This is a genomic window from Devosia sp. (assembly GCF_028290435.1).
In the GTDB taxonomy this organism is placed as follows: Bacteria; Pseudomonadota; Alphaproteobacteria; order Rhizobiales; family Devosiaceae; genus Devosia.
Genome location: NZ_JAQGJV010000009.1, coordinates 1 through 24,818, shown reverse-complemented (window position 1 = coordinate 24,818; position 24,818 = coordinate 1). Strand labels below are relative to the sequence as shown.

24 protein-coding genes and 1 other RNA gene are annotated in these 24,818 nt (G+C 62.5%); 14 read left to right on the top strand and 11 right to left on the bottom strand.

Annotation, left to right across the window (positions count from 1 at the left end; genetic code table 11):
- Positions 1-30: 30 nt before the first annotated feature.
- Positions 31-1,854, bottom strand: coding sequence for an aminopeptidase P family protein (locus tag JWP26_RS01910; protein WP_299722643.1), 1,824 nt, complete (start codon positions 1,852-1,854; stop codon positions 31-33).
- A gap of 216 nt (positions 1,855-2,070) precedes the next feature.
- Between JWP26_RS01910 and JWP26_RS01905 the strand changes: the two genes are divergently transcribed.
- Positions 2,071-2,202 (top strand): hypothetical protein, encoded by a 132-nt coding sequence (locus JWP26_RS01905; RefSeq protein ID WP_263574796.1) that lies wholly within the window; start codon positions 2,071-2,073, stop codon positions 2,200-2,202.
- A gap of 230 nt (positions 2,203-2,432) precedes the next feature.
- On the opposite strand, the gene JWP26_RS01900 is transcribed toward JWP26_RS01905, so the two are convergent.
- The gene (locus JWP26_RS01900; RefSeq protein ID WP_299722631.1) at positions 2,433-3,302 is read right to left on the bottom strand and encodes a 50S ribosomal protein L11 methyltransferase; all 870 of its coding nucleotides are present in this window, start codon (positions 3,300-3,302) and stop codon (positions 2,433-2,435) included.
- A gap of 57 nt (positions 3,303-3,359) precedes the next feature.
- Between JWP26_RS01900 and JWP26_RS01895 the strand changes: the two genes are divergently transcribed.
- Positions 3,360-3,650: a putative quinol monooxygenase gene (locus JWP26_RS01895; RefSeq protein WP_299722628.1), complete on the top strand. Its 291-nt coding sequence runs from the start codon at positions 3,360-3,362 to the stop codon at positions 3,648-3,650.
- A gap of 7 nt (positions 3,651-3,657) precedes the next feature.
- On the opposite strand, the gene JWP26_RS01890 is transcribed toward JWP26_RS01895, so the two are convergent.
- The 3 genes from JWP26_RS01890 to JWP26_RS01880 are packed head-to-tail and all read right to left on the bottom strand — an operon-like array spanning position 3,658 to position 6,802.
- The gene (locus tag JWP26_RS01890) at positions 3,658-3,975 is read right to left on the bottom strand and encodes a heavy metal-binding domain-containing protein (RefSeq protein WP_299722625.1); all 318 of its coding nucleotides are present in this window, start codon (positions 3,973-3,975) and stop codon (positions 3,658-3,660) included.
- A 19-nt stretch (positions 3,976-3,994) separates the two neighbouring features.
- On the bottom strand, positions 3,995-4,435 hold the full coding sequence (locus tag JWP26_RS01885) for a hypothetical protein (RefSeq protein WP_299722622.1): 441 nt from the start codon (positions 4,433-4,435) through the stop codon (positions 3,995-3,997).
- 30 nt (positions 4,436-4,465) lie between these two features.
- Positions 4,466-6,802, bottom strand: a complete 2,337-nt coding sequence (locus JWP26_RS01880) for an ATP-dependent helicase (RefSeq protein WP_299723233.1) — start codon at positions 6,800-6,802, stop codon at positions 4,466-4,468.
- A gap of 216 nt (positions 6,803-7,018) precedes the next feature.
- Between JWP26_RS01880 and JWP26_RS01875 the strand changes: the two genes are divergently transcribed.
- On the top strand, positions 7,019-10,672 hold the full coding sequence (locus tag JWP26_RS01875) for an AsmA family protein (protein ID WP_299722619.1): 3,654 nt from the start codon (positions 7,019-7,021) through the stop codon (positions 10,670-10,672).
- 186 nt (positions 10,673-10,858) lie between these two features.
- On the opposite strand, the gene JWP26_RS01870 is transcribed toward JWP26_RS01875, so the two are convergent.
- The 3 genes from JWP26_RS01870 to ssrA all read right to left on the bottom strand — a co-directional run bounded on the left by JWP26_RS01870 (position 10,859) and on the right by ssrA (position 12,171).
- Positions 10,859-11,074 carry a ribbon-helix-helix domain-containing protein gene (locus JWP26_RS01870; protein ID WP_299722616.1) on the bottom strand — a complete coding sequence of 72 codons (216 nt, stop codon included), beginning with the start codon at positions 11,072-11,074 and terminating at the stop codon, positions 10,859-10,861.
- A 46-nt stretch (positions 11,075-11,120) separates the two neighbouring features.
- Complete coding sequence (locus JWP26_RS01865; RefSeq protein ID WP_299722613.1) at positions 11,121-11,609, bottom strand: SspB family protein; 489 nt, start codon at positions 11,607-11,609, stop codon at positions 11,121-11,123.
- A gap of 204 nt (positions 11,610-11,813) precedes the next feature.
- Positions 11,814-12,171, bottom strand: a transfer-messenger RNA (tmRNA) gene (gene ssrA / locus JWP26_RS01860).
- A 106-nt stretch (positions 12,172-12,277) separates the two neighbouring features.
- Between ssrA and JWP26_RS01855 the strand changes: the two genes are divergently transcribed.
- The 8 genes from JWP26_RS01855 (at position 12,278) to JWP26_RS01820 (ending at position 19,777) form a co-directional block, all read left to right on the top strand.
- Positions 12,278-12,841 (top strand): DUF1003 domain-containing protein, encoded by a 564-nt coding sequence (locus JWP26_RS01855; protein ID WP_299722610.1) that lies wholly within the window; start codon positions 12,278-12,280, stop codon positions 12,839-12,841.
- A 31-nt stretch (positions 12,842-12,872) separates the two neighbouring features.
- Positions 12,873-13,667 carry a thymidylate synthase gene (locus JWP26_RS01850; protein WP_299722607.1) on the top strand — a complete coding sequence of 265 codons (795 nt, stop codon included), beginning with the start codon at positions 12,873-12,875 and terminating at the stop codon, positions 13,665-13,667.
- A gap of 137 nt (positions 13,668-13,804) precedes the next feature.
- Positions 13,805-14,830, top strand: a complete 1,026-nt coding sequence (locus tag JWP26_RS01845) for a DUF4424 domain-containing protein (protein ID WP_299722604.1) — start codon at positions 13,805-13,807, stop codon at positions 14,828-14,830.
- On the top strand, positions 14,827-15,306 hold the full coding sequence (locus tag JWP26_RS01840; RefSeq protein WP_299722602.1) for a GNAT family N-acetyltransferase: 480 nt from the start codon (positions 14,827-14,829) through the stop codon (positions 15,304-15,306). The genes JWP26_RS01845 and JWP26_RS01840 overlap by 4 nt, the downstream gene beginning before the upstream one ends.
- Positions 15,303-15,812, top strand: a complete 510-nt coding sequence (locus JWP26_RS01835) for a dihydrofolate reductase (protein ID WP_299722599.1) — start codon at positions 15,303-15,305, stop codon at positions 15,810-15,812. Before JWP26_RS01840 ends, JWP26_RS01835 begins: the two co-directional genes overlap by 4 nt.
- Before the next feature lie 79 nt (positions 15,813-15,891).
- Positions 15,892-17,019 (top strand): FtsH protease activity modulator HflK, encoded by a 1,128-nt coding sequence (gene hflK, locus JWP26_RS01830; RefSeq protein ID WP_299722596.1) that lies wholly within the window; start codon positions 15,892-15,894, stop codon positions 17,017-17,019.
- A gap of 3 nt (positions 17,020-17,022) precedes the next feature.
- Complete coding sequence (locus tag JWP26_RS01825; RefSeq protein WP_299722593.1) at positions 17,023-18,159, top strand: protease modulator HflC; 1,137 nt, start codon at positions 17,023-17,025, stop codon at positions 18,157-18,159.
- A 163-nt stretch (positions 18,160-18,322) separates the two neighbouring features.
- A complete protein-coding gene (locus JWP26_RS01820) occupies positions 18,323-19,777 on the top strand; it encodes a Do family serine endopeptidase (RefSeq protein WP_299722590.1) in 1,455 nt (484 codons plus the stop codon).
- Here JWP26_RS01820 and JWP26_RS01815 read toward each other — a convergent pair.
- Together JWP26_RS01815 and serB are read right to left on the bottom strand one after the other, a co-directional pair.
- Positions 19,774-20,316: a GNAT family N-acetyltransferase gene (locus JWP26_RS01815; protein ID WP_299722587.1), complete on the bottom strand. Its 543-nt coding sequence runs from the start codon at positions 20,314-20,316 to the stop codon at positions 19,774-19,776. The genes JWP26_RS01820 and JWP26_RS01815 overlap by 4 nt on opposite strands.
- Positions 20,313-20,930 (bottom strand): phosphoserine phosphatase SerB, encoded by a 618-nt coding sequence (serB, locus tag JWP26_RS01810; protein ID WP_367184051.1) that lies wholly within the window; start codon positions 20,928-20,930, stop codon positions 20,313-20,315. Before serB ends, JWP26_RS01815 begins: the two co-directional genes overlap by 4 nt.
- A gap of 273 nt (positions 20,931-21,203) precedes the next feature.
- Between serB and miaA the strand changes: the two genes are divergently transcribed.
- Both miaA and JWP26_RS01800 read left to right on the top strand, forming a co-directional pair.
- A complete protein-coding gene (miaA, locus tag JWP26_RS01805) occupies positions 21,204-22,079 on the top strand; it encodes a tRNA (adenosine(37)-N6)-dimethylallyltransferase MiaA (RefSeq protein WP_299722584.1) in 876 nt (291 codons plus the stop codon).
- 37 nt (positions 22,080-22,116) lie between these two features.
- The gene (locus JWP26_RS01800) at positions 22,117-22,830 is read left to right on the top strand and encodes a hypothetical protein (protein ID WP_299722581.1); all 714 of its coding nucleotides are present in this window, start codon (positions 22,117-22,119) and stop codon (positions 22,828-22,830) included.
- On the opposite strand, the gene JWP26_RS01795 is transcribed toward JWP26_RS01800, so the two are convergent.
- A complete protein-coding gene (locus JWP26_RS01795) occupies positions 22,827-24,239 on the bottom strand; it encodes an MATE family efflux transporter (RefSeq protein ID WP_299722578.1) in 1,413 nt (470 codons plus the stop codon). The genes JWP26_RS01800 and JWP26_RS01795 overlap by 4 nt on opposite strands.
- Before the next feature lie 101 nt (positions 24,240-24,340).
- Here JWP26_RS01795 and JWP26_RS01790 point away from each other — a divergent pair, with 101 nt between their 5' ends.
- Complete coding sequence (locus JWP26_RS01790; protein ID WP_299722575.1) at positions 24,341-24,718, top strand: DUF423 domain-containing protein; 378 nt, start codon at positions 24,341-24,343, stop codon at positions 24,716-24,718.
- The last annotated feature ends 100 nt before the right edge of the window (positions 24,719-24,818 follow it).

Here is a 24,818-nt window from a genome sequence, read left to right as displayed (position 1 = left end):
GAAGGGGGGCTCAAAAGCCCCCTTGTACCGCTAGATCGCGGCGGTTGCCTGCTTCAGCCAGTCCTTGACCTTGCCCTTCACCAGCGGGCCGATCTCCTTGAGCACGCGCTGGTGGTAGGCATTGAGCCAGTCGCGTTCAGCGTCGGTCAGCAGGGTCTTGTCAATCAGGCGGGTGTCGATAGGCGCCAGGGTCAGGGTTTCGAAATCGAAAAAACCGGGCGCCATGGCGCTGTCGTGGATGACGATCAGGTTTTCGATGCGGATGCCGTATTCGCCGGTCTTGTAATAGCCGGGCTCGTTGGAGAGCACGCTGCCGGCTTCGAGCGGCAAGGTGTAGCGCGGGGCGATGCCGGTGGGGCCTTCGTGTACCGACAGGAATGCGCCGACGCCGTGGCCGGTGCCGTGATTGTAGGTGACGCCGGCCTGCCAGAGGAACTGACGGGCGAGCACGTCGATCTGCGCGCCTGATGTGCCCTTGGGGAAGCGGGCGGTCGAAATGGCGATCATGCCCTTGAGCACGCGGGTGAAGCGGTCGCGCTGTTCCGGCGTCGATGAGCCGGTCGACATGGTGCGGGTGATGTCGGTGGTGCCGGCGAGGTATTGCGCGCCCGAATCGAGCAGCATGATTTCGCCGGCGGCCAGGGTCCGATCGGTCTTGGTGGTGACGCGGTAATGCACGATGGCGCCATTAGCGCCGGCGCCCGAAATGGTATCGAAACTGGCATCGACGCAGGTTTCTTCCTCGCGGCGGAAGGCTTCGAGCGCGGTGACGATGCCGATTTCGGTGAGAGTGCCCGAGGGGGCATTGTCATCAAACCAGGCGAGGAATTTGGCGAGGGCGACGCCGTCCAGCTTGTGGGCCTCGCGCATGCCGGCGAGTTCGGCGCCGTTCTTGCGCGATTTGGGCAAGAGCACCGGATCGCGCTTTTCGATCAGCTTGGCGCCGGCCATGCGCAAGGTCGCGGCAACCGCCTCGGGCGCGCTGGCGGGATCGATCAGCACAGCCTTGGCGCCCTTGCCGAGGCGGGCGAGGGCAGCTTCGAGCGTGCTGGTCTTGGCGAGTTTGGCGATACCGTCGAGCGCGCGGGTCAGCTCGGGTGTGATGCGGCCACCATCGAGGAACAGGGTGGGCAGGCCGGATTTGGGCACAACGGCATAGCCCAGCACGAAGGGTGTATTGGGCACGTCGCGGCCGCGGATGTTGAGCAGCCAGTTGATCGATTCGGGCAGGGTGAGCACGGCGGCATCGGCCTGATCGGCAGCGAGGCTGGCCTGCAGTTCGGCCAGCTTGTCGGCCGGGGTCTTGCCGGCGCGATTATGCCCGAGCAGTTCAATGGTGGAAGCGGGCGGGGCCGGACGATCGGGCCAGATACGGTCGACGAAGTTTTCGCTAGGCACCAAAGTGGCACGGCTGCCGAGTCGATTGGAAAGGTCGCGGATTTCGCCCGGCGTATGCAGCCAGGGATCAAAGCCAATGCGGCCGCCCTTGGGGACATAGGCGGCGACCTCGTCGGAAATACCGGTCTGGAGAAATTCGTGGACGGTGATCTTCTTGGTATCGGTCTGGGCCGGTGCCTGCAGCGTGTAGCGGCTATCGACGAACAGGCCAGCCTTTTTCGATCCCACGATGGCAATGCCGGCCGAGCCGGTGAAGCCGGTGACGTAGGCGAGGCGCGCTTCGCCGGGCGGCACCGATTCGCCGCGATGGGCATCGGCGCGCGGAATGAGGAATGCGTCCAGCCCGGCTTTGGTCAATTCGCCCCGCAGCGCGGAAAGCCGGGGAGCGACGTTTTTCGGATCGGCTTTTTCTTCAAAGCTCTGAAAGACGGTGGGAGCGAAGGTCTGGGCGGTCATTATTTGCGTCCTGATGCCGGGTAGGCGGCTTTTGGTGCAATCTTAATCATGGCGCTGGCGAACGCCAGTCTGAACGGCAAATTAATGAAGCGGTAACGGGGTTTGCGTCGCCGGCATGGCTGCTGTGTCAGCGGAGGCCTAACCAAAGGTTTCGACTTACCCTAAATAGTTCGTGTCGGGGGCAACAGACAACCGACACCGCGCATGGAGACTGAAATGACTGAGAGCAAGAACGATTTCCGCAAGGCCCTGGGTTCCGTTATCGACGCCCGTGGCCGTGAGTCGAGCCGCCAGGTCAGCTATCGCATGCAGCACCAGCTGATCGGCGCATTTACCAAGCGCCCGTAAGGCCGCTGCAGTTTACTGCTGACGATCTGATGATCCCCGGAGCTTGCTTCGGGGATTTTGCTTTTGTGCGCCGCAATTCAGGTGAGGCCGGTCTGCAAGAGGCACCCGCCTGCGCTTCCGGTGCTCACGTACAGAACGTACGCTCCGCTCCGGTTCTCGGCGGCTACCTCTTTCGACTCGGCCTGACCTGAATATCGGCACACAAATGGTGCCCACCTGACGGAAGAGGTTCAGCGCTTTTCCAGCATCAAGGTGGTCCAGTCCTTGCGCTGCAGCTTTTGCGTTAGCACCATGCCTTGCAAAGCATAGGCGGAGATGACGCCCGGCGCTTGGCGCTCGAGAATGCCCGAGAGAATGATGGTGGCGCCGCGCTCGACGATGCGGCCCATGGCCGGGGCGAGGGCGGTCAGCGGGCCGGCCAGGATGTTGGCGACCACCAAGTCATAGGGCGCATTCTGGGCGATGGTGCGGTGGTTTAGGCCGGTGGCTTCCACAGGGATGATGAATTTGCCGACGCCGTTCTGGGCGGCATTGTCTACCGTGGTCTTGACCGAAATCGGATCGATGTCGCTGGCGATGACGGGCGTGTGCAGGCGTTTGGCTAGCGCGATGGCGAGCACGCCGGTGCCGGTGCCGACATCGATCATGACGCGCGGCTTCTTGCGCTTGAGCAGGCGGTCGATGGCTTCGAGGCACCCGGTGGTCGTTTCGTGATGGCCGGTGCCGAAGGCCTGGGCGGCGTCGATCCGCATGGCGGTGAGGCCGGAGGGGATGGGGCCGGTTTCGTGGCTGCCATAGACGTAAAAGCCGCCGGCGATCACCGGGGGCAGGCCTTCGAGTGATTTTGCGACCCAGTTGATTTCCGGGTCGAGGGGCGCCACGGAAAATTCAACGACGCCGCCAAGGGTTTGGCGTGCAAGTTCGACAAAGGCCTCGATGTCCGGCGGGCTGTCGCAGGCGGCCTCGAAGAACCATTCGCCGGTCGCTTCATTCTCATGCGCCGAGGCGGTCAGCGCCAGGTCGTCACGCTCCATGACGGCATCGACCAGCGCATAGGCCTGGTCCTTGGTGAGCGGGGCGGAGAGCTGATCGACGGGCATGGGCGGTTCCGGTATTGAGGTCGTCTGTGCTCATAAAGGGTTGAAGGGGAAAATACCATGTATGGCCTGATCGGGAAAATGCTGGCGGCGCCGGGCAGGCGCGAGGACCTTTTGGCGATCCTGCTCGACGACCACGACACCATGCCGGGTTGCCTCAGCTATATCGTCGCGCGCGATCCTGCCTCGGAGGATGGCATCTGGATCACCGAGGTCTGGACGGACACCGAGAAGCACCAGGCATCGCTGCAATTGCCGCATGTGCAGGCCACGATCGCCAAGGCGCGTCCCATCATTGTGGGTTTCGGCGAGCGGTTCGAGACCGAGCCATTGGGCGGGATCGGATTATAGAGCGGGGCTAGAGCTTCACTGCCGTCCCCGATACCGAGACCATCAGCATCGAGCCGCCCTGGCCGACGACTTCGTAGTCGATGTCGATGGCGACCACGGCATCGGCGCCACGGCTTCGGGCTTCCTCTTCGAGTTCGCGGAAGGCTTGGAGGCGGGCATCGCGCAGGGTGGATTCATAGGCGCCGGCGCGGCCGCCGACGATGTCGCGAATGCCGGCGAACAGATCCTTGAAGATATTGGCGCCGACGATGACTTCGCCGGTGACGATGCCGAGATAATCGCGGATCGGGCGGCCTTCGACTGTCGGCGTGGTGGTGATGATCATAGTCGGCCTTTCGAAGCAGTCAGAATGCGACTTTGAACCCGGCGATTTTCCACTCGCCGCCGTCGTTGTTGTAATCGAAGCTGATAGCCCCGTCGCCGCTGGGGAATGTTGCTGCGCAACTGGCGGATGCCGTGCCGCGGCCATTGGTGATGTTGAGCGACGGCACGGTGCAGGGCTTGAGCGTGACCGGCTTACCGAGAAGTTGGTAGGTCTTCCAGGCGGCGAAACCGGCTTGCTCCTGGGCAGCGAAATAGTCCGGCGTGGCCAAAGCCTTTAGCGATTGCGGGTCCCAATCGGCAACGATGGCAGTCGCGGCCTTGTCGGACAGCGCGGCCACTGCGCGCGATTGCGCGAACAGATCATCGAACACGCCGCTGAAAAAGCTGGTCGCGCGCCAGGCGCCTACGGCGACCAAGGCAAGGACGGCGATAATGATGATGATTTTGACGGGTTTGTTCATCAAGCTCTTCAGGTCGCCGAGCGTACGACCTCACCCCTTCTTGATAAAACTATCCAATACCTTTTTGCGACCGGCTTTTTCGAAATCGATGGTCAGTTTGTTGCCCTCGATGCCCGAGATGGCGCCGTAGCCGAACTTGAGGTGGAAGACGCGGTCGCCGAAGGCGAAGGCGGAACGGTCGCCGCCGAGATCGACGGAGCGGGCGACGAGGTCGCCGTCGATGGTCAGCGGACCGCCGCCCTTGCGGGCGCCTTGCTGGGCGCGGGCGCGTTGCCAGCCGGGGGTTTCGTAGACGCTTTCGAACGGGTCGGCCTTGTTGAAGCGCGAGTAAGCACCCCCGCTGCCACCGCCGCCATAGCCGTAACCACCATAGGCAGAGCCAAGATCCTTGGTCTCCACTGCGTCCTTAGGAAGTTCATCAACGAAGCGAGAAGGAAGGTTGAACTGGGTGGCCTGACGGCCTGGTGTCCATCGATTCTGCGCGAAAGATACCCTAATGCGCTTCCGCGCCCTGGTTAGTCCGACATAGGCAAGTCGACGCTCTTCTTCGACACCTGCTGTGCCGGACTCGTCCATGGTGCGCTGGCTGGGGAACAGACCTTCTTCCCACCCTGGCAGGAAGACCGTGTCGAACTCCAACCCCTTGGCCGAATGCAACGTCATGATTGAGACTGCATCGGCCTCGTCTGCACTGCCCCGGTCCATCACCAGCGAAATATGTTCGAGGAAGCTTCCGAGGGTGTCAAACTCCTCCATCGCGCGGCTGAGTTCCTTAAGGTTTTCTTTGCGGCCGTCAGCCTCAAGCGACTTTTCGGCGGTGAGCATATCAATGTAGCCGCTCTCTTCCAGGATATGCTCGACCAATTCGAAAGGCTTTAGTGTTTGGGAGCGGAAAGCCCAATCGTCGAACTGGCCGATAACGCTGCGCAAAGTGGTACGCTGCTTAGCTTTGAGTTCATCTGTTTCGAGCAGCATGCGGGTGGCGGAAAGCATGGGTATGTCCCGATGCCGCGCTGCCTGCATGAGCATCTTGACCGTAGTATCGCCGATACCGCGCTTGGGCGTGTTGATGATGCGCTCAAAGGCCAAGTCGTCGGCAGGCTGGGCGACAAGGCGAAGATATGCCAGGGCATCGCGGATTTCCTTGCGCTCGTAAAAGCGCGGGCCTCCAATGACTCTGTAATTCAGGCCCAGTGTAATGAAACGCTCCTCAAAGGCGCGCATCTGGTGCGAGGCTCTGACAAGAATCGCAATAGAGTTGAGCGCGTCACCCTCTCGCTGGCGTTGCTCAATGTCCTCTCCGACGTTGCGCGCTTCGCCGTCACTGTCCGACACCTGAGTGACCTGCACGAGTTCCCCATTTTCCCCGACATCGGTCTGCAGGGTCTTACCGAGGCGGGACTCGTTGTGCGCTATCAGGTGTGCTGCGGCCTTGAGGATATTGGCCGTGGAGCGGTAGTTGCGCTCCAGCTTGATCACCTTGGCGCCGGGAAAATCCTTTTCGAAGCGCAGGATATTGTCGACTTCGGCGCCGCGCCAGCCGTAGATCGACTGATCGTCGTCGCCGACGACGCAGATATTGGCTTCGGACGCGGGCTTGCCGGAGGCCAGCAGGCGCAGCCAGAGATATTGGGCAACATTGCTGTCCTGGTATTCGTCCACCAGCATGTATTTGAACTTGCGGTGGTATTCGGCCAACACATCCGGATTTTCCTTGAACAGGCGGATGCATTCGAGCAGCAGGTCGCCGAAATCGGCGGCGTTGAGCGATTTCAGGCGGGCCTGATAATCGGCATAGAGCTTGGAGCCGCGGCCATTTGCGTAGCTGCCACTATCGGCCGGCGACACATCCTTTGGCAGCAGGCCCTTGTTCTTCCAGCCGTCCATCATGGAGGCGAAGAGCTTGGCAGGCCACCGCTTCTCATCGATATTGTCGGCTTCCAGCAATTGCTTGATGAGGCGAATCTGGTCGTCGGTATCGAGAATGGTGAAGGTCGACTTCAGGCCGACAAGTTCGGCGTGAGCCCTCAGAATACGCGCGCCGATGGAATGGAAGGTGCCCATCCAGGGCATGCTCTCAAGGCGCGGCACGAGTTTTTCGATGCGCTCTTTCATTTCCCGGGCGGCCTTGTTGGTGAAGGTCACCGAAAGAATTTGGGACGGCCAGGCGCGATTGGTATTGATGATATGAGCGATCCGCGTGGTCAAGACGCGCGTCTTGCCGGTGCCTGCGCCAGCCAGAACGAGCAGCGGCCCGTCGATGGACACAACTGCGTCGCGCTGCTCATCGTTGAGGCCGCTCAGGTAGTCGGGCGCCGGCGCACGTTTGAACTGGCTCGTGATCGAGCCAGCGGCGGGGCGTTCCATTCTGTTGGCATCGGCGGTCATGCGGCTTGACGAATCTCTTTTTGTTCTCGTTTGCAATATAGGCAGCGGGGCGCCCCATGTATATGGCGAGGCCGATATATGGGCGCTTTTGAGCTTAAAGCGTGGCGCTTGACGCAAGCGTGATAGAAGAGGCCGCCGAAGGCCAGATTCTTGCCGATAATACAAAGCAATCACGCACTTGCGTGGCAGCCTGACTTGCCTAAACTCACCGCGACGAACCCGGGCGAAACCCAAGTGCTCAATCGCATTTACATCATCATCGGCATGCTGGCGATTCTTGTGCTCGCGGCGGCATTCATTGTGCCGCGGTTCGTGCAATGGAGCGATTATCGCGAGCGCATGGAGGCGCTGGCGTCCGGGTTGCTTGGTGCCGAGGTGGTCATTCGCGGCGATATCGAATTCAGCCTGCTGCCGCAGCCGCGCTTGAGCTTTTCCGATGTGCTGGTGGGACCGCCGACTGATCCGGCGGCGACGATCGGCACGGTGGAGGCCGATTTTTCGCTGCTGGAGTTTTTGCGCGACGATTACAACGTCACCCATCTGGTGCTGCGCCAGCCGGTGTTCGATGTGGCGATCGACGAAAGCGGGCTGTTCGGCAGCGGCATAACGTTCGGCGAGGGCGGCAAGGGCAGCGTTGCGTTGAAGCAGGCGACGGTTGTCGACGGCACGATCCGGCTGGCCGATACGCGGGCCGCGCAGAACCTGGTCGCCAGCGACGTCGACGGCGAATTGGGGCTGGACAGCTTTTCGGGGCCGTATCAATTCCAGGGCAGTGCCACGATCAATAGCGGCCGCTATGGCATCCGCGTCAATTCGGCGGCGGTCGATGCCGATGGCTATAGCCGGCTGACGGCCAGCATAACGGCGGTTGATGGCGGCGCCTCAATCTCGGCGGAGGGGCAGCTCGAGGCCGGTATGGCGCCGAAATTCGACGGCAGGCTGAGCCTGCGGCAGAAGCCGCCGGTGGGCGAGACCGCCGATGATATTCGCGGCGACCTGGTGCTGGAGGCGCAAGTGGCCGCCTCGACCGACCGGATTGTGTTTTCATCCTATACGCTGCAGCCCGATGAGAACCGAGCCGGTATGCGGTTAACGGGTGCGGCCAGCGTGCAACTGGGCACCCGCCGCAGTTTCGATGCGGTGATCTCGGGCGGCGTCTTCACCCTGCCGCCGCGCGACGCCAAGGAAGACCCGACACTTTTGCCGTACGAGTTCGTGCGGATGCTGTCGGAATTTCCCGCGCCAATGATTCCGCCGCTGCCCGGACGGATTGGGGTGGACCTGGCCGAGGTGGGCCTACGCGGCTTCGCGCTGCGCGACGTGCGCATGGATGCCAGCACCGATGGCAAGGTTTGGCAGGTCGAGCAGTTTACCGCGCAATTGCCGGGTGAGGCCGCCATGCGCGCCAGTGGCGTGCTGCAGGCGCAGAACGGCAAGCCGGCGTTTAACGGCCAGGCCTCGGTGACGACGCAGCGGCTGGATGCGCTGGCGCGGCTGTGGCGCAAGCCCGATGAGGCAAATCGCCTGCTCAATGTGCCCGGTTCGCTGGATGCCAAGGTGTTGTTGATGGGCGACGCTTTGGGGCTGAGCCAAGGGACGCTGACGCTGAATGGCAAGAGCCATGCGGTTGAATTGCGCGTGGGTTTTGGCGCTGAAAAGCGACTCGATGTGGTGGGACATTTCGACGATCTCAATCCCGGCGACAGCGCCGTTTTGGGCGCACTGCTGCCCAATATCGCGGTCGAGCCGTCGTTCCCGGTGAGCTTTCCCAGCGGCAGCTTTTCGCTATCGGCCAAGAGCGCAACGCTCTTGGGACAGGCTGGCGCAGGGCTGGCGGCCGAAGGTCAGTGGGGCAATAGCGGCCTGAGTTTCACCCGGCTATCGGCGGTCGATTTTGGCGGCGTCGGGCTGGACGCTGCCCTGCAACTGGCCGGCACGTTTGCCGAGCCGAAGTTTTCGGGCTCGGGGCGCGTCAAGGCGGACAAGGGTGACGCGCCCGCGCTGGCGGCGCTGTACGACCTCGGGGCGGTGCCTGCGGCATGGCGCGATTTCGTCGGGCTGTCGCTGCCGGGCGAGGTGATTTTCGATCTCGACGCCGTCGAGGAAAATGGCGGGCAAACGCTGACCTTGGGCGGCACGCTGGGAACCGCTGCGATCAATGCGACGGCGCAGATGGCGGGCGGGGTCGGGCAGGCACTGAGCGGGCAGTTGCGCTTGAATGGATCGCTGGAGTCAAACGATCCGGCGGCGTTGACCCGGCAATTGGGCTTTGGCGATGCTGAACTGTTCGGCGATGATGGTTCGATGCTGGTGGCCCTGAACTTTTCGGGTTCCCCGTCCAACAGCTTGACCAGCCAGATTACCGCCAGCGTCGGCGCGCAGAGCCTGAGCTATTCGGGCACGCTGCTGGTGAGCAATGGCGAACTGCAAGGGACCGGCACGCTGCATGGCACGGCGCTCAATGGCGGCGGGGTGGCGCAGTTGGTGGGCATTGATGGATTGAGCCTGCCGATCACCGAGGTTAATGCTGCGCTCGATTTTGACGGCATCCGCGCGACGCGGCTGACCGAAATTGTGGGCAAGTCCGGCGCGAGCGGGTTTTCGGGGGACCTGTCGCAATCGCGCACGGGAGACGCCAGTGTGATCGCCGGTACGATGTCGGTCGACAGCGTCGATATCGCCGGCCTGGCGGGCAGCGTGATGGGCGCTTCGGCGCTGGTGCCGGGCGGTGGGGTGTGGCCGGATGGGCCGATCAATACCGGACACGCGCCGCGGCAAACCCGCGGATCGGTGGCAGTGACGGTGCCCAAGGTGATGGTGGGCACGACGACAGTAACCGGCACCAAGTTCGATCTGAGCTGGGACGAAACGAAGTTGCGGCTGGGACGGCTGTCGGCAGCCATCGGGGCGGGGACGGTCAGCGGTGATCTCGTTGTGTGTTGCGCGGGGCCGTTGCCCGACAAATCGGTGACCGGGCGGCTGACGCTGGCGGGAGTCAATCTCGACGACGTGGTGTCACCTGCCGTTGCCGAAGCGGTGGGTGGCACGCTCGACGGCGGCGTCAGCATCGAGGGAACCGGCGCCAGCATCGCCAGCATCCTGGGCGTGCTGTCGGGCGAGGGCAATTTCACCCTGCATGACCTGACGGTGCGGCAGCTTGATCCCAAGGTGTTCCCGACGGTCGCGGGGCTCAATGATGTGCTGGAGACCGATGGCGATGCGCTGGCTGCGCTGATCGGACTATCGCTGGGGCAGGGGCAGTTTACCGCGCCGACCGCCAATGGGGCCTTCACCATCGCGGGGGGCGTGGCGCGAATGACCAATCTTTTGGTTGAGGGCAATGGCGCCAAGCTGGGCGGCGATCTCAATGTGCGCCTGGATACGCTGGGGCTGGATGGCAATTTCGTAATGAGCCCTTCCGGGTTCACCGATCCGAACGATCTGGTCACCGCCGATACGGCGCTTATCGGCAATCGTGTGAGCGGTACGCTGGCGGCACCGGTGACCAGTCTCAACCTCGATAATTTTGTGGCTGCGGTGCAGATGCGGGCCAACGAAATCGAGGTGGATCGGCTACAGGCATTGCAGGCGGCGGACGCCGAACGGCAGCGCGCCGCGGCCGAGGAGCGCAACAAACTGATCGCGGCCCAGCGCAAGGCTGCGGCGGAAGCAGCGGCCAAGGCGGCGGCAGAAGTGGCCGCGCGGGAAGCGGCGGAGGCGGAGGCTTTGCGGTTCCAGCAACAGCAGACGCCGCCCAATCCGCAGAGTGACCCGATTTTGCAGGGGCCACTGGATTTGGGTCTGCCGCCGGCATCGACGCCGGGGCAGTTCGTGATGCCGTTGAATTAACGGATGCTGCTGAACTAGGGGGCGTTGCATAACGATCCCACGCACCATCTTCCCACGGGCTTGACCCGTGGGCCACGCTCACCACGGCACAAGCGGCGAGAGGCCCGCGGATCAAGTCCGCGGGAAGGGCGGTGGGGGTGGGTGGACTGAGGGCTATTCCCCAGCCTTGCGGCAAATTTACTGCGCTTAGTTCTGCCGGACCTTGCCCTGATACCAAGCCAACACAGCCAATCTAACCGCCGATGACAAGTTGGTGGTGGCACGACTGCCGTCGATCGAGCGGATCAATGCGGCCAGTGGTTGGCCGGCTTCTTTGGCCATGGCATCAAGCGCAGCCCAGAATTCGGGCTCCAGCGCTATGCTGGTGCGATGCCCCGCGATAGAAAGCGAGCGCTTTTCCAACGCTCAGGGTCTTTCCATATTCATGCTATGCCGGCCTGCACCCTGATCAGGGCTTCTTGCGGAACGCGTCGAGGCTGACGACCTTTTCGCCAGGCTTTTCATCGGCGGCGGCGCTATCGCCGTTGGCGGCGCCTTCGCGGTCGTCACCGTCGTCTTCGTCCTCATCGTCGGCCTTGGCGCCAACGGGGTCGAATTGCAGGCCGAACTGCACGGAGGGATCGAAGAATCCCTTGATCGAGGAGAAGGGCACGACCAGCAATTCGGGCTGGCCGTCGAAGGAGAGGCCGATCTCGAACCCGGTTTCAGTGACCTTGAGGTCCCAATACTGGTTCTGAATGACGATGGTCATTTCCTTGTCGTACTGACCGAGCAGTTTCTCGGAAATACGAACGCCCGGCGCGCGGGTCATGAAGGAGATGAAAAAGTGGTGGTCGCCCGGTAGGCCTGTCTTGGCGACTTCTGACAGCACTTTGCGAACGACGCCGCGCAGCGCTTCCTGTGCCAGAATGTCGTAGCGGATCAGATCTTCGGCCATAGGCGCCCTTCCGGCGTTTGGGGAGAATCCCGTGGCCCCCTTTTTCGTCCCGATTGGGGCGAAACGGAAGTCCCAAGTTCAAATTTGCTGCAGTTTAGCAGCCAAGCCGCGGCGAGCAGGCGTCCGCGTCGCAGCAAGAACCCATATCAGCCCTACGTTCCATGAGATTTCAAGAACAAAGGCGCACGGAGCAATAAAAGGGAAGGTGCAGGCTTCTGTTGCCAGGTGCCTGCGGACCCCGCCTGTCACCCGGCTAGGGGTGGAGGACTTAATTTCCCAATGCTAGCACCGCTTACGCGGCGAGAGCGACTGGAGCCTTATGGTTGTCATTTGCAACTATAAGTTTTGGACCGATAACGGTGGTACCTCACCGAGCAAAAGCACACCCTTTACGCCCTCGTCGATCCTGTTTCGCCCCCATTGGCTGCCCGCGTGAGCGGGAAGATGGTGGAGGCGCCGGGTACTGCCCCCGGGTCCGAAAGGTTTATTACGATGACAGTTTATCGCCATAGCTCTTGCGAGCAGCTTCTATATAGGCGGGCCGGGGCGCGATGAAAATAGTGCCGGGCGATAATTGTGACATCGCACGGTCATATGCCGAAGGTGTCATAGCGGCGAAAGCCATGAAATCGGTGTAGATTGGTGGCGACAAGCCAAGAGAGCCAGCCATGACCGATACTTCGAGCGACAAACTCATCACCGCTGCCGAGCGCTTTCTGGGCAAGGGCGAGCAGGCGCTGACCAAGCGCGAACGTCAGGTGCTGAAGCAGGCGATCGGCAGACAGGCGCTGTCGCGCGATACGAGCGAAGTGTTCGACGACAAATCGACATTCGGGCAGCGCCTTGCAGACGGCGTCGCCTCTTTTGGCGGCTCATGGACCTTCCTGATCAGCTTCGGCGTCGTGTTGCTGGCCTGGGTCGGCTACAATCTGATCATGCGCGGCGGCGCGCCAGATCCTTACCCGTTCATCTTCCTCAACCTGCTGCTGTCGATGCTGGCGGCGGTGCAGGCGCCGGTGATCATGATGAGCCAGAACCGGCAGGCAGCTAAGGATCGCCTGGTGACCGGCCATGACTATGAGTGCAATCTCAAGGCGGAGATCGAAATCATGGCGCTACACGACAAGATCGACCAGTTGCGCAATGATGATCTCAAACGGCTGATCGGCAAGCAGCAGGAGCAGATCGACCTGCTGACGCGGCTCATGGAAAAGTCCGTGGGAACGGCCTGAGGCTGCGGCCGAATCACATTAGGATGGTCTCATGCAGCCCTATCTCAAGCTTCTCACCGACATTCTCGAACATGGCACCGACAAGGGTGACCGGACCGGTACGGGCACGCGCTCGCTGTTCGGGTACCAGATGCGGTTCGACCTCTCGCAGGGGTTTCCGCTGCTGACCACCAAGAAGCTGCATATCAAATCGATCGTCTATGAGCTGCTGTGGTTCCTGCGCGGCGAGACCAATGTGCGCTGGCTGCAAGAGCGCGGCGTCAAGATCTGGGATTCTTGGGCCGACGAGAATGGCGACCTAGGGCCGGTCTATGGCTCCCAATGGCGCAGCTGGCCAAGGCCGAATGGCGGGCATATCGACCAGATCGCCAACGTCGTGCACTCGATCCGCACCAAACCGGATTCGCGCCGGCATATCGTTTCGGCGTGGAACCCGGCGGAAGTGGACGAGATGGCGCTGCCGCCGTGCCACTGCCTGTTCCAGTTTTATGTGGCCAACGGCAAATTGAGCTGCCAGCTCTATCAGCGCTCGGCCGACACCTTCCTGGGCGTGCCGTTCAACATCGCTTCCTACGCGCTGCTGACGCATATGGTGGCACAGGTGACCGGGCTGCAGGTGGGCGATTTCGTGCACACGTTCGGCGACGTGCATCTCTATTCCAACCACTTCGATCAGGCGCGCGAACAGTTGACGCGGACGCCGCGGGCTCTGCCCAAGCTGGTGCTGAACCCGGCGGTAAGCGAACTCGAGGGCTTTACCTTCGAGGATATCGTGTTCGAGGGCTATGATCCGCTGCCGCATATCAAGGCGGCGGTCTCCGTTTAGCTATTCGGTTCAGCTATCTTTCAGGTGCCGACGATTAAGCGCTAGATGGTGCGCCGATGCCGGGCTTCTTCCTGAGGATGAGATTCGGGTGACCGGGGGAAGCGCTTGAACCTATTGCGTCTTTGGAGAGACAAGAGATGAAGCTGATTCACGCGCTGGCCTGTGCGCTGGTACTGGCGCCGCTGCCGGCTATGGCCAACGACACCACGGCCCAATTGGGCACCGGCGGGCTGGTCTTCGTGACCAATGAAGATATCGAGATGGCGTCGGAAGACCTCTCGATCTCCGCCGAGCAGGTCAAGGTGGTCTACAAGTTCCACAACAAATCGGATCAGGACCAGCATATCCTGGTGGCGTTCCCGATGCCCGACATCACCGGCGATGGCGACTTCATGGTGGGTATTCCCACCGAAGATCCCGAGAATATCTTTGGCTTCCAGACCACGTTCAACGGCAAGCCGGTGGATGCGGTGCTGCATCAATATGCGTTCGCCAACAACATCGACTATTCCGAAGAACTGAAGAAAATGGGCATTCCACTGGCGCCCTATGGCCAGGAAACGCTCGCGGCGCTGAACGCGCTGTCGGACGCCGACAAGGCGACGCTGACCGGCGAGGGCCTGGTCATTCCCATGGAATATGATGCCGGAAACGGGCCACAGGTGGATACGACCCCGATGTGGACGCTGCGCTCAACCTATAGCTGGGAAGCCACCTTCGAGGCTGGCAAGGACGCCGACGTGGTTCACACCTACAAGCCCAGCGTCGGCGGCACGGTGATCGCCACCTTCATGAAGAGCTCGGACGACGATACCTATTCCAACGAGCAGCTTGCCGCCTATCAGAAGAAATATTGCGTCGATGACGATCTGATCGCCGCCATCAAGAAGCAGGGCACCACCACGGACGGCTATACGCAGTACCCATTCACCGAAAGCTGGATTTCCTACATCTGGTCGACCGGCAATAACTGGTTCGGCCCGATCGGCAAGTTCTCGCTGACGGTGGACAAGGGCGACGAGGCCAACCTGGTGTCGTTCTGCGGCGAGGGCGTCAAGAAGATCGGGCCGACGACGTTCCAGATGACCGCGACCGACTGGTCGCCGCCCTATGAGAACGAGCTGGAAGTGCTGTTGCTGGTCAAGAACGATTGGCAGCAATGAGTCTGGTGATCCGGCCTGCGGTAGCGGGGGACGCGGCGACCATCGTCGCGTTCGTTCTGGCGCTGGCCACGTATGAAAAGCTTGAGCACGAGGCCAAGGCCAGCGAAGCGGATATCGTCCGCGACCTGTTCGGCGCTGAGCCTAAAGTGTTCTGCGAAATCGCCGAATGGGAGGGCAGGCCGGTCGGGTTTGCCCTCTGGTTCTATACGTATTCGACGTTCCAGGGGCGGCACGGCATCTGGCTGGAAGACCTCTATGTCGATCCCGAACTGCGCGGCAAGGGCATCGGCAAGGCGCTGCTGATCGATCTGGCGCGGCGCTGCGTCACCGAGAAGTTGGGGCGCTTCGAGTGGTGGGTGCTCGACTGGAACGAGCCCTCGATCGAGTTCTACAAATCGCAGGGCGGCGTCATGCAGGACGAATGGACCAAGGTGCGGGTCGAGGGTGATGCGCTGCTGCGGCTGGGTGCCGCATGAGCGTGCGGATCGCCATGATCGCCGGTGTCGCCGAGAACGGGGTGATCGGGTCCAGCCAGACGATACCCTGGCGCATTCCGTCCGATTTCGCCTATTTCAAGCGCATGACCATGGGCAAGCCTATCGTCATGGGACGCAAGCAGTTCGACACGGTCGGCAAGCCGTTACCGGGGCGCACCAATATCATCGTGACGCGGCAAGAGGACTACCAGCCTGAGGGCACGCTGGTGTTTTCCAGTATCGATGCGGCGCTGGCAGAGGCGCGAAACATCGCGGCGGCTGATGGCGTTGACGAGATCATGATCATTGGCGGGGGCGAGCTTTATGCCCAGATGATGAACCGGGCCGACCGGCTCTATATCAGCCATATCGACCTGCATCCGAAGGGGGATGTGCGGTTTCCCGCAATCCATCCTGAAGAGTGGGCAGTGGTCGATCTGCCCGAGATTACCCCCTCCGACAAGGACAGCGCCACCTACCGCGTCAAAGTGTACGAGCGGCGTTAGGACTGTGCGCATTGATCGGCGGAGAAGCCTTCCCTATATAGGGCTGCAATGACTTTAAAAAACATCCGAAAGGGACGCGATGCCGTGGGAGAATAACGGAGGCGACGGTGGCCGCAATAATAATGGCGGACCCTGGGGCCAAGCCCCTGGTGGCGGTGGTGGCGGGCCACGCCGGCCGGGCAAGACGCCCAACCTCGAAGATATTCTCAACCGCGGCCGCGACCAGTTCCAGGGCGGTCTGCCCGGCGGACGCTGGGCCATCATCGGCGGCGTCGTTGTCGTCATCGGTTTCTGGCTGCTGAACTCGATCTACACGATCGATCCGCAGGAAGTTGGCGTCGAGCTGCGCTTCGGCCAGCCCAAGCCTGAACTTTCCATGCCGGGGCTGCATTTCCATCTGTGGCCCATGGAAACGGTTGAGCGGGTGGTCACCACCGTCAATCAAACCCAGATCGGCGTCGCCAATGCGAGCGGCTCTCGGACGAATGCATCGAGTTCTGACGAAGGCCTGATGCTGTCGGGCGACCAGAACATCGTCAACGTCCAGTTCTCGGTGTTCTGGGCGATCAACGATCCGGTGCAGTATCTGTTCAACGTGCGCGACCAGGAATCCATGGTGCGCTTCGCTGCCGAAAGCGCCATGCGCGAAGTCGTCGGCCGCCGTCCCGCGCAGGACATCTATAGCGATGACCGTAGCGGCGTTTCGGCCGAAGTTCTCTCGATCACGCAGGGCATCCTCCAGAGCTACGGCCTAGGCGTCAATGTCAGCCAGGTGCTGATCGAAAACGCTGGTCCGCCAGCCGAAGTCATCGATGCCTTCAACGAAGTGCAGCGTGCCCGCCAGGACGAGACCCGCCTGCAGGAAGAAGCGCGCGCTTATGCCAATACGCTGCTGGGTAATGCCCGTGGCCGTGCTGCGGCGCTGCGTGAAGATGCTGCCGCCTATACCAACCGCGTGGTGCAGGAAGCGACCGGTGAGGCCGAGCGCTTCAACGCCGTCTATGCCGAATACGTCAACTCGCCCGAGGTGACGCGCAAGCGCCTGTTCCTCGAGACCATGGAAGACGTGCTGGGCGGATCCGAAAAGGTCCTGCTCGAAAAGGGCGAAGGCGGGCAGGGCGTTATTCCCTATCTCCCATTGCCTGAATTGAAGGCCGGCCCGAAAACCAACGTCCCCGCGACGACCAACCAGACGACGGGGAACTAAGCCATGCAAAACCGTCTCATCGTCATCGGCGTGCTTATCGTCGCTGCTATCTACGTGCTGTTCTCGTCGCTTTATGTGGTGGACGAGCGCCAGCAGGCCATCGTCATGCGCTTCGGCCAGATCACCGACGTTCGCACCGAACCAGGCATCTATTTCAAGGTGCCGACCGATATCGTCGACAGCGTCCAGATCATCGAAGATCGCCTGTTGCGCTATGATATCGCCAATATGCGCGTCCAGGTTTCGGGCAATGCCTTCTACCAGGTCGACGCGTTCCTGACCTACCGGATCGCCGATCCCCGCCTGTTCCGCGAGCGTGCTACTGGCCAGCTCTCGGTTGCCGAGGACCGTATCGGGGCCAGTCTCGACTCGGCCCTGCGTCAGGTCTACGGCCTGCGTGAATTCAATGCGGCGCTGTCGGAACAGCGTGCGCAGATGATGCAGGAAGTACGTGACCTGATCCGGCCGGATCTGGCCGAATTGGGTATCGACGTGGTCGACGTGCGTATCCTGCGCACCGATCTCGATGCCGAAGTTTCGGCGACCACGTTCGAACGCATGCGCGCCGAACGTCTGGCTGAAGCCGCCTTGCTGCGGGCCCGTGGGCAGGAGCAGGCACAGAGCCTGCGCGCTATCGCCGATCGTCAGGCCGTGGAAATCGTGGCAGCGGCAACCCGTGACGCGGAAATCATCCGCGGTACTGGTGACGCTGAGCGTAACCGGCTGTTTGCGGCGGCCTATGGTCAGAACGAGGAATTCTTTGAGTTCTACCGTTCGATGCAGGCTTATCGGAAGTCGCTGGTCGGCACTGGCACGACCATGGTGCTGTCGCCGGGTTCGGAGTTCTTCAAGTACTTCGGCTCCAACGGCTCGCTCCCTGCGGCCAGCACCAATCTGGCTCCGCCGATCCAGCCGACCGCAGCTCCGCTGACGGCGCCGCCGTCCAACGAGCCAGCGCTGGATGGCCTGGGTATCGAAGAGTCGCCCGCGCCTCCGACCATCACGCTACAGGATGGCTCTCAACTGACGCCCACGGTCGGCACCGATGTGCCGGCGCCAGTTGATCCGATCGTACCCGCTGCGCCTGCAGAAACGCCGGCCGCTCCTGCGCAAACCCCGGCTGCTCCTGCGGTCCAGTAAGACGCAGTTCCCCTAATCCGAAGCCGGCGCTATCTTCCGATAGCGCCGGCTTCACTGTTTCTTGTGCCCGGTTAACCCTATCGCGCAATCGAGCCGGTTGCTTCCCACGCCAGCGCGGCTAAATTGGCTTTGCGTCAAATGCCGAAGAGTAGGGGAGTGCAGCATGGGGCGTTTTGCAATCGCAGGTTTGGTGCTGGCCGTGGTTTTGGCTACCAGCCCCGCCTATGCGCAGGCCGAGCCGCAGGGCCCGAAATCCGTTGCCGCGCTGGCGGCGCAATTATCGCCAGCCGTGGTCAATATCGGCAGTACCACGCACGTGCCGGGCGGCACGCCCTTCCCGGAATTTCCTGAGGGTTCGCCGCTGGGGGACATGTTCGACCACCTCAACCCCAATGAGGGCAAGGGCAAAGGCCCGATGCAGGAGGCCACCAGCCTGGGCTCCGGTTTCATCATCAGCGCCGACGGTTATATCGTCACCAACAATCACGTCATCGAGGGCGCCGACGAGATCGAAATCTATCTGACCGATGGGCGTCGGCTGCCAGCGAAGCTGGCCGGGCATGACGACAAAACGGACCTGGCCGTCCTCAAGATCGAGTCACCGACGCCGCTGCCCTTCGTGCAATTCGGCGATAGCGACAGCGCGCAGGTCGGCGATTGGGTCATGGCGATCGGCAATCCATTCGGGCTGGGCGGCTCGGTGACGCTGGGCATCGTCTCGGCGCGCAACCGCGATATCGAGGCGGGGCCCTACGATAATTTCATCCAGACCGATGCCTCGATCAACCAAGGCAATTCTGGCGGACCGCTGTTCGATATGTTCGGCAAGGTCGTAGGCATCAACACTGCAATCATCGCAAGGGGAGGCTCGTCGCTGGGCATCGGCTTCGCGGTGCCGGGCAATCTGGCGGCGCCCGTGGTGCGCCAGCTGACCGAGTTCGGCGAGACGCGGCGCGGCTGGCTCGGCGTCGGCATCCAGGAGGTTACCGACGATATCGCGCTCAGTCTCGACCGGCCTAACACCAACGGGGCCATGGTGGTGGATGTCGATCCGGCGGGACCCTCGATCGGAGTGCTACTGGAAGGCGACGTGATTTTGCAGTTCGACGGCAAGACGGTGGCGCGGATGCGCGACCTCCCGCGCATTGTGGCCGAGACCGAGGTTGGTCGCGCCGTGCCAGTCAAGGTGTTGCGCAACGGCTCCGAAGAGGACGTCGATATCACGTTGGGAAGGCTGGAAGTGCCGAGCGATACGGCGATGGTGGCGGGCAGCGACAAGCCGGCGCCGGCAATGACGGATACCGCGCCTGCCGTCGGGCTAGATGAGTTGCTCGGCCTCGGCGTGGCGCCGCTGAACGACGCGGCACGGGCCGAATTCGGGATCGACGCAGCCGTCAACGGCATCATCATCACCCAGGTGACCGACGGCAGCGACGCCTATGACAAGGGCCTGATCCCTGGCCTGCTGATCACTGAGGTCAACCAGAAGCCGGTGTCCAGCGTCGAGGAGATAGAAGCGCTGGTAACCGAAGCCAGCACCGCCAAACGCCCGGTCGTGCTGTTCAAGGTCACCGACCCGGCGGGATCGAGCCGGTTTATTGCGGTGAAGTTGGGCTAAAGGCGGTTTGGGTTGGCGATCCGATAGAGCAGGTGGGGGCGTAGCTTGTGGCCTTCCGGCACCAACGGATGCTCGAAGTCACCGTCTTGGTCGCGTGTCATGCCGATCTTCTGCATTACACGTTGACTGGGCAAGTTGGAGGTGGCGGTGAAGGCCACGATTTCGGTTAAGCTAAAGCCTTCAAAGGCGAAGGCCAGTACGCCACGGGCCGCCTCAGGCGCGTAGCCATGGCCCCAGAATTGTTGGCCGAGCAGCCAGCCGATTTCTGCGGGCGGCGCGCCATTGAGCGGCATCCGTACCGGCGCGAGGCCGACATCGCCAATCAATGCGCCATCAATTTTGCGGATGGCAGGCCAAAAGCCGAAACCGTCTTGTTCATAGCCCGCGATGTAGCTGTCGATGGCCGCGTCACTCTGTTCGGCCGTCATGGTGCCGGTATAGAAGCGGCGGACCACCGGGTCGGCAACGAAACTCGCATAGGCGGCTCGGTCGCCGTCCTGCCACTGGCGGATGATCAGCCGTTCGGTTTCGATAATCACCGCACGATTTCCTCGTCGTCATAGCCCTGCAAATAGAGTAGCGCCGTGAGGTCGCCGTGGTCGATGCGGATGCCGGCTTCGGCGGCAACGGCGGGTTTGGCGTGCAGGGCGACGCCGAAACCGGCGATGCGGATCATATCGAGATCGTTGGCGCCGTCGCCGACTGCGATGGTTTGGCTCAGCGGAAGATTGCGGTCGGCTGCTAGGGCCGTTAGGCGTTCGCGCTTGGTGTTCTTGTCGACGATGGGCTTTTGCACCGTGCCGGTCAGGGCGTCGTCCTCGAACAGCAGCACATTGGCGATGGCCTCGTCGAAGCCGATGCGCTTGCCGAAATAATCGGCGAAGATCGTGAAGCCACCAGAGACCAGCGAGGTATAGGCGCCATAGGCTTTCATGGTGGAAATCAGGGCGCGGCCGCCGGGGGCCAAGGTAATGTTCTCGCGGCGGACGGCCTCGATGACCTTGCGCTGCAGGCCCTTGAGCAGGGCGACGCGGGTATCGAGGGCCTGGCCAAAATCCAGCTCGCCCCGCATGGCGCGGTCAGTGATGGCGGCGACCTGGTCCTTGATGCCGATGGCATCGGCAAGCTCATCGATGCATTCCTCGTTGATCATGGTGGAGTCCATGTCGGCGACGAGGATCTGCTTGCGGCGGTTTTCGGTGGGCACCAGGGCGGCATCGACCTTGGCGGCGCCGATGATTTCACGGGCCTCGGCGAGCGCGTCGGTTGACTTCGGCTCGAGGATTTCGCAGGCAATAGAATGGTTAAGCCAGTTAAGCTCGCCCCCCACCTGTTTGACCACGCGGGCGGCGAGGGCCACGTCGAGTTCGCTATCGGTGGGATTGGCGATGAGGCAGAGAACCGGCATAGGTGAGGTCTCTTGGGGATGTCGGTGATGAGCGGGCGGGTTGCAGTGCTGATAGCGGGTCCGACTGCCAGCGGCAAGTCGGCGCTGGCGCTTGAGCTGGCGGCGGAGCGGGGGGCGGTGATCGTCAATGCCGATGCGATGCAGGTTTATGACACGCTGGCGGTGGTGACGGCGCGGCCGGGGGCGGAGGACCTGGCTCGGGCGGAGCACCGGCTTTATGGATTTGTGCCGGCGGCGGTGCGGTTTTCGACCGGGCGGTGGGTGGATGCGGTAACGGAGGCGATTGCCGAGACGGGGGAGCGGCCGCTGATTTTTGTAGGCGGGACAGGGCTTTACTTCGATGCGTTGCTGAATGGATTCGCCGAAATTCCGCAGGTGCCGGCGGAAATCGCACTTGAAGTTCAACAGGAGATTCAAGCGCTGGATGCGGCGGGGCGGCTGGCCTTGCTGCAGCGGGAGGATCCTGAGACAGCGGCTCGGCTCAGGGTCGCGGACCCGCAAAGGGTGATCCGGGCGCTGGCGGTCAAACGGGCGACGGGGCAGACGATTTCGTGCTTTCAGGACGCGCCGCGAGCCAGCATGCTGGAAAGCTGGAAAATCGAAAGGCTGGTTTTGGACCCCGATCGCGATGTGTTGCGCGATCGGATCGCACGACGGTTCGAGGCAATGTTCGAGAGTGGCGCGGTGGAGGAGGTGGAGGCGATCCTGGCGCAGCAGATCGATCCCAGCCTGCCGGCGATGAAGGCGATCGGGGTGCCCGAAATTGCCGATTGGCTGGCGGGACGATTGTCGCGCGAGGAGACGCTGCGGCTAGCGATCACCGCCACCCATCAATATGCCAAGCGGCAGCGGACGTGGTTTCGCAACCGGATGGGCGATTGGCCGCGACAATAGGATTGACGGGATGCATCGCAGTTTGCAGAGTTCGGGCATGAAGCTTTTTGCAATTGCCCTTGTTGCCCTCGCCGCGCTGGCTCCGCCCGCGTTCGCTGTCGAAACCACTAACGAGACGACTGCGGCATTATTCGCCGAACAGTACCCGGTTACCCGCAGTGTGTTGGCTGCCGATTTTCCACAAGACCTGCAGGCGCTGGAACAGAGTTTTGGCGATATCGACAGCACGGAAATCTCGCCGCAGTTGAAGATGCAGCGGGCGTTTCTCGAGCTGACGGCGCTGCGCAAGCAGTATGCGTCGCAATTGCAGTTTGCGCGAGCTGACATGTCGGCGCTGGTGGTGCTGAGCCTGGCCGATTTTTACCAAAGCGTGCTGCAGCGTGATGGCGCGGCGGTGTGCGGCGGCTTTGCGACCGATGGCGCGGGGGCGCTGTACACGATCGGCGCAGCGCCGGGCTATGCGCTGGAGCTGGACCGGCAGAGCGCGGCCTATTTTTCCGCCGTGGTGAGTGCGGTGGAGGATCCCGACGTGGTGGGCGTCGCCAGCCAGAGCGACTGGGATGCGGTGATGACCCAGATTGTCACCGATGGCCATCCGCCGTCCTACGTCGTCTCGATCGCCGCCGGCAAGGTTAGCGATCCCGATCTGTGCCCGGCGCTATCGGCGTTCATGCACGCCATGGTGGACGTTAAATCGGACGCTGCCCGGCGCGCTCGCGCCGACTTTATCCAGAACGCGACCGGGTATTAACGCGGCCGCATCAGGCCCAGCCGTTCGCGCAAGGCGAAGCGGGTGACGAGGACTACGGCGACGAAGGCGAGACCGGCGGCGAGGCCGATCCAGATGCCGACGCCGCGCCATTGCACCACAAAGCCCAGCACATAGGCGATCGGCAGGCCGATGAGCCAATAGCCGGCAATGGCGAGGATCATCGGCACCGTCGTGTCGCTGAGTCCGCGCAGGGCATGGGCGGAAACGACCTGCGCGCCATCGACCAGTTGGAACACGCCGGCGACGACGAGGAAGGTGGCGGCGAGCGCGAGCGCATTGGCATTTCCCGGCTCGTTGGCATTGAGGAAGAGGCCGACCACGAAGGGCGCGAGCGTCAGGAACAGCAGGCAGGACAGCGCCATGAAGGCGACGCCGACGGCGATAGCAGTCCAGCCGGCGCGATGCACGCCCTGCGGGTCGCTGCGGCCATAGGCCAGCCCGACGCGCACCGTGGTGGCGGCGCCGATGCCCAGGGGCACCATGAAGGCCATCGAGGCGCATTGCAGGGCAATGGCGTGGGCGGCCACTTCATCGGTGCCCAGGCGGCCCATCAGCAGGGCGGCGGCGGTGAACAGGCCCACTTCGGCCAGCACGGTCAGCCCGATCGGCGTGCCGATACGGAAGATTTCGCGGAAGCGGAGCCAGTCGGGCTTATGGAAGCGCAGCAGAATGTGGAAACGCTTGAAGCGGCGATGGCGCAGCACATAGGCCAGCATCAGCGCGAACATCAGCAGGTTGGTGGTGACCGTTGAAATCGCCGCGCCGCGCAGTTCCAGCCGGGGAAAGCCGAAATTGCCGAAAATCAGCAGGTAGTTCATCCCGGCATTGAAGAACACGCCGGCCACGGTGATCCACAGGATGACGCGCGTGTCGTCGAACGCCGACACCAGCGAACGCAGCACGGTGAGCAACAGCGCCGGAAACAGCATCCAGACGCCGATATGAATGAACTGCTCGGCCATTTCGGTGGCACTGGCATTCTGGCCCAGTGCGAGGAAAATCGGCTTGATCTGCCAGATCAGCGGGGTCAGCAGCGCGGCGAGCAGGATGGCGGCCCAGGCGCCCTGGCGCACGATGCGACGGACGGCCTTGATATCGCGAGCGCCGCGCGCCTGCGCCACCAGCGGTGCCACGGCACCGACGATGCCCATGCCTGCGACGAGGAAGGGCATGAGGAAGGTGGTCGCCAGCGTCGCCGCGGCCAGATAGGTGGGGCCGAGCCAGCCGATCATGATGACGTCGGTGGTGGTGAGGGCGTTCTGCGCCAGTTGGGCGATGACCAGCGGCCAGGCCAGAGTGAACATGGCGCGCAGTTCAGTCCTCCAGCCAGCGGATTGCGCAACGCGTTCTGCGGCAGCGTGGCGCGCTGCCGTTGTGTCGTCAGTCATGATAAGTCGTCCCATTCGCGCTTCCGGTTTAGCCGAAGGCGAGGGCAGGGGAAAGGGCGGACGGCATGGTGTCGCCCCCGACAGCGCAGGATGGAAATTTCATGGCACAGACCAACCCGGTTTTGGCGCGGCTGACGATCGTGGTGGCGGGCATTCTGGGTGGCGGCGGGGTGATGGCGGCGGCTGCGGCCAGTCACGGCGGCGATGGCACCAATCTGGGGCCGATCGCCATGGTGTGCCTGGCGCATGGGCCGGCTCTGCTGGCGCTGGGGCTGTCATCCCTGCGTGGGCGGCTGTTCGATGCGGCCGCGATCCTGCTCGGGCTGGGTACGCTGGTTTTCGCGGGCGACCTGCTGGCGCGGCAATATCTGGGGCATGCGGCTTTTCCCATGGCTGCGCCAATCGGTGGCGTGGGCATGATCGGTGGCTGGCTGGCGGTAATTATTGGTGGGGTGTTCAGCCGGCCTGTGGGCAAATAGAAGGCGGACACAGTTTGGTTAAAATTGTATTGGAACCAAGTCCGTGGCCACACGTTTGAGCCTCGATTGTTTCTCGGAGGGTTTCCTAATGCATAAGTTT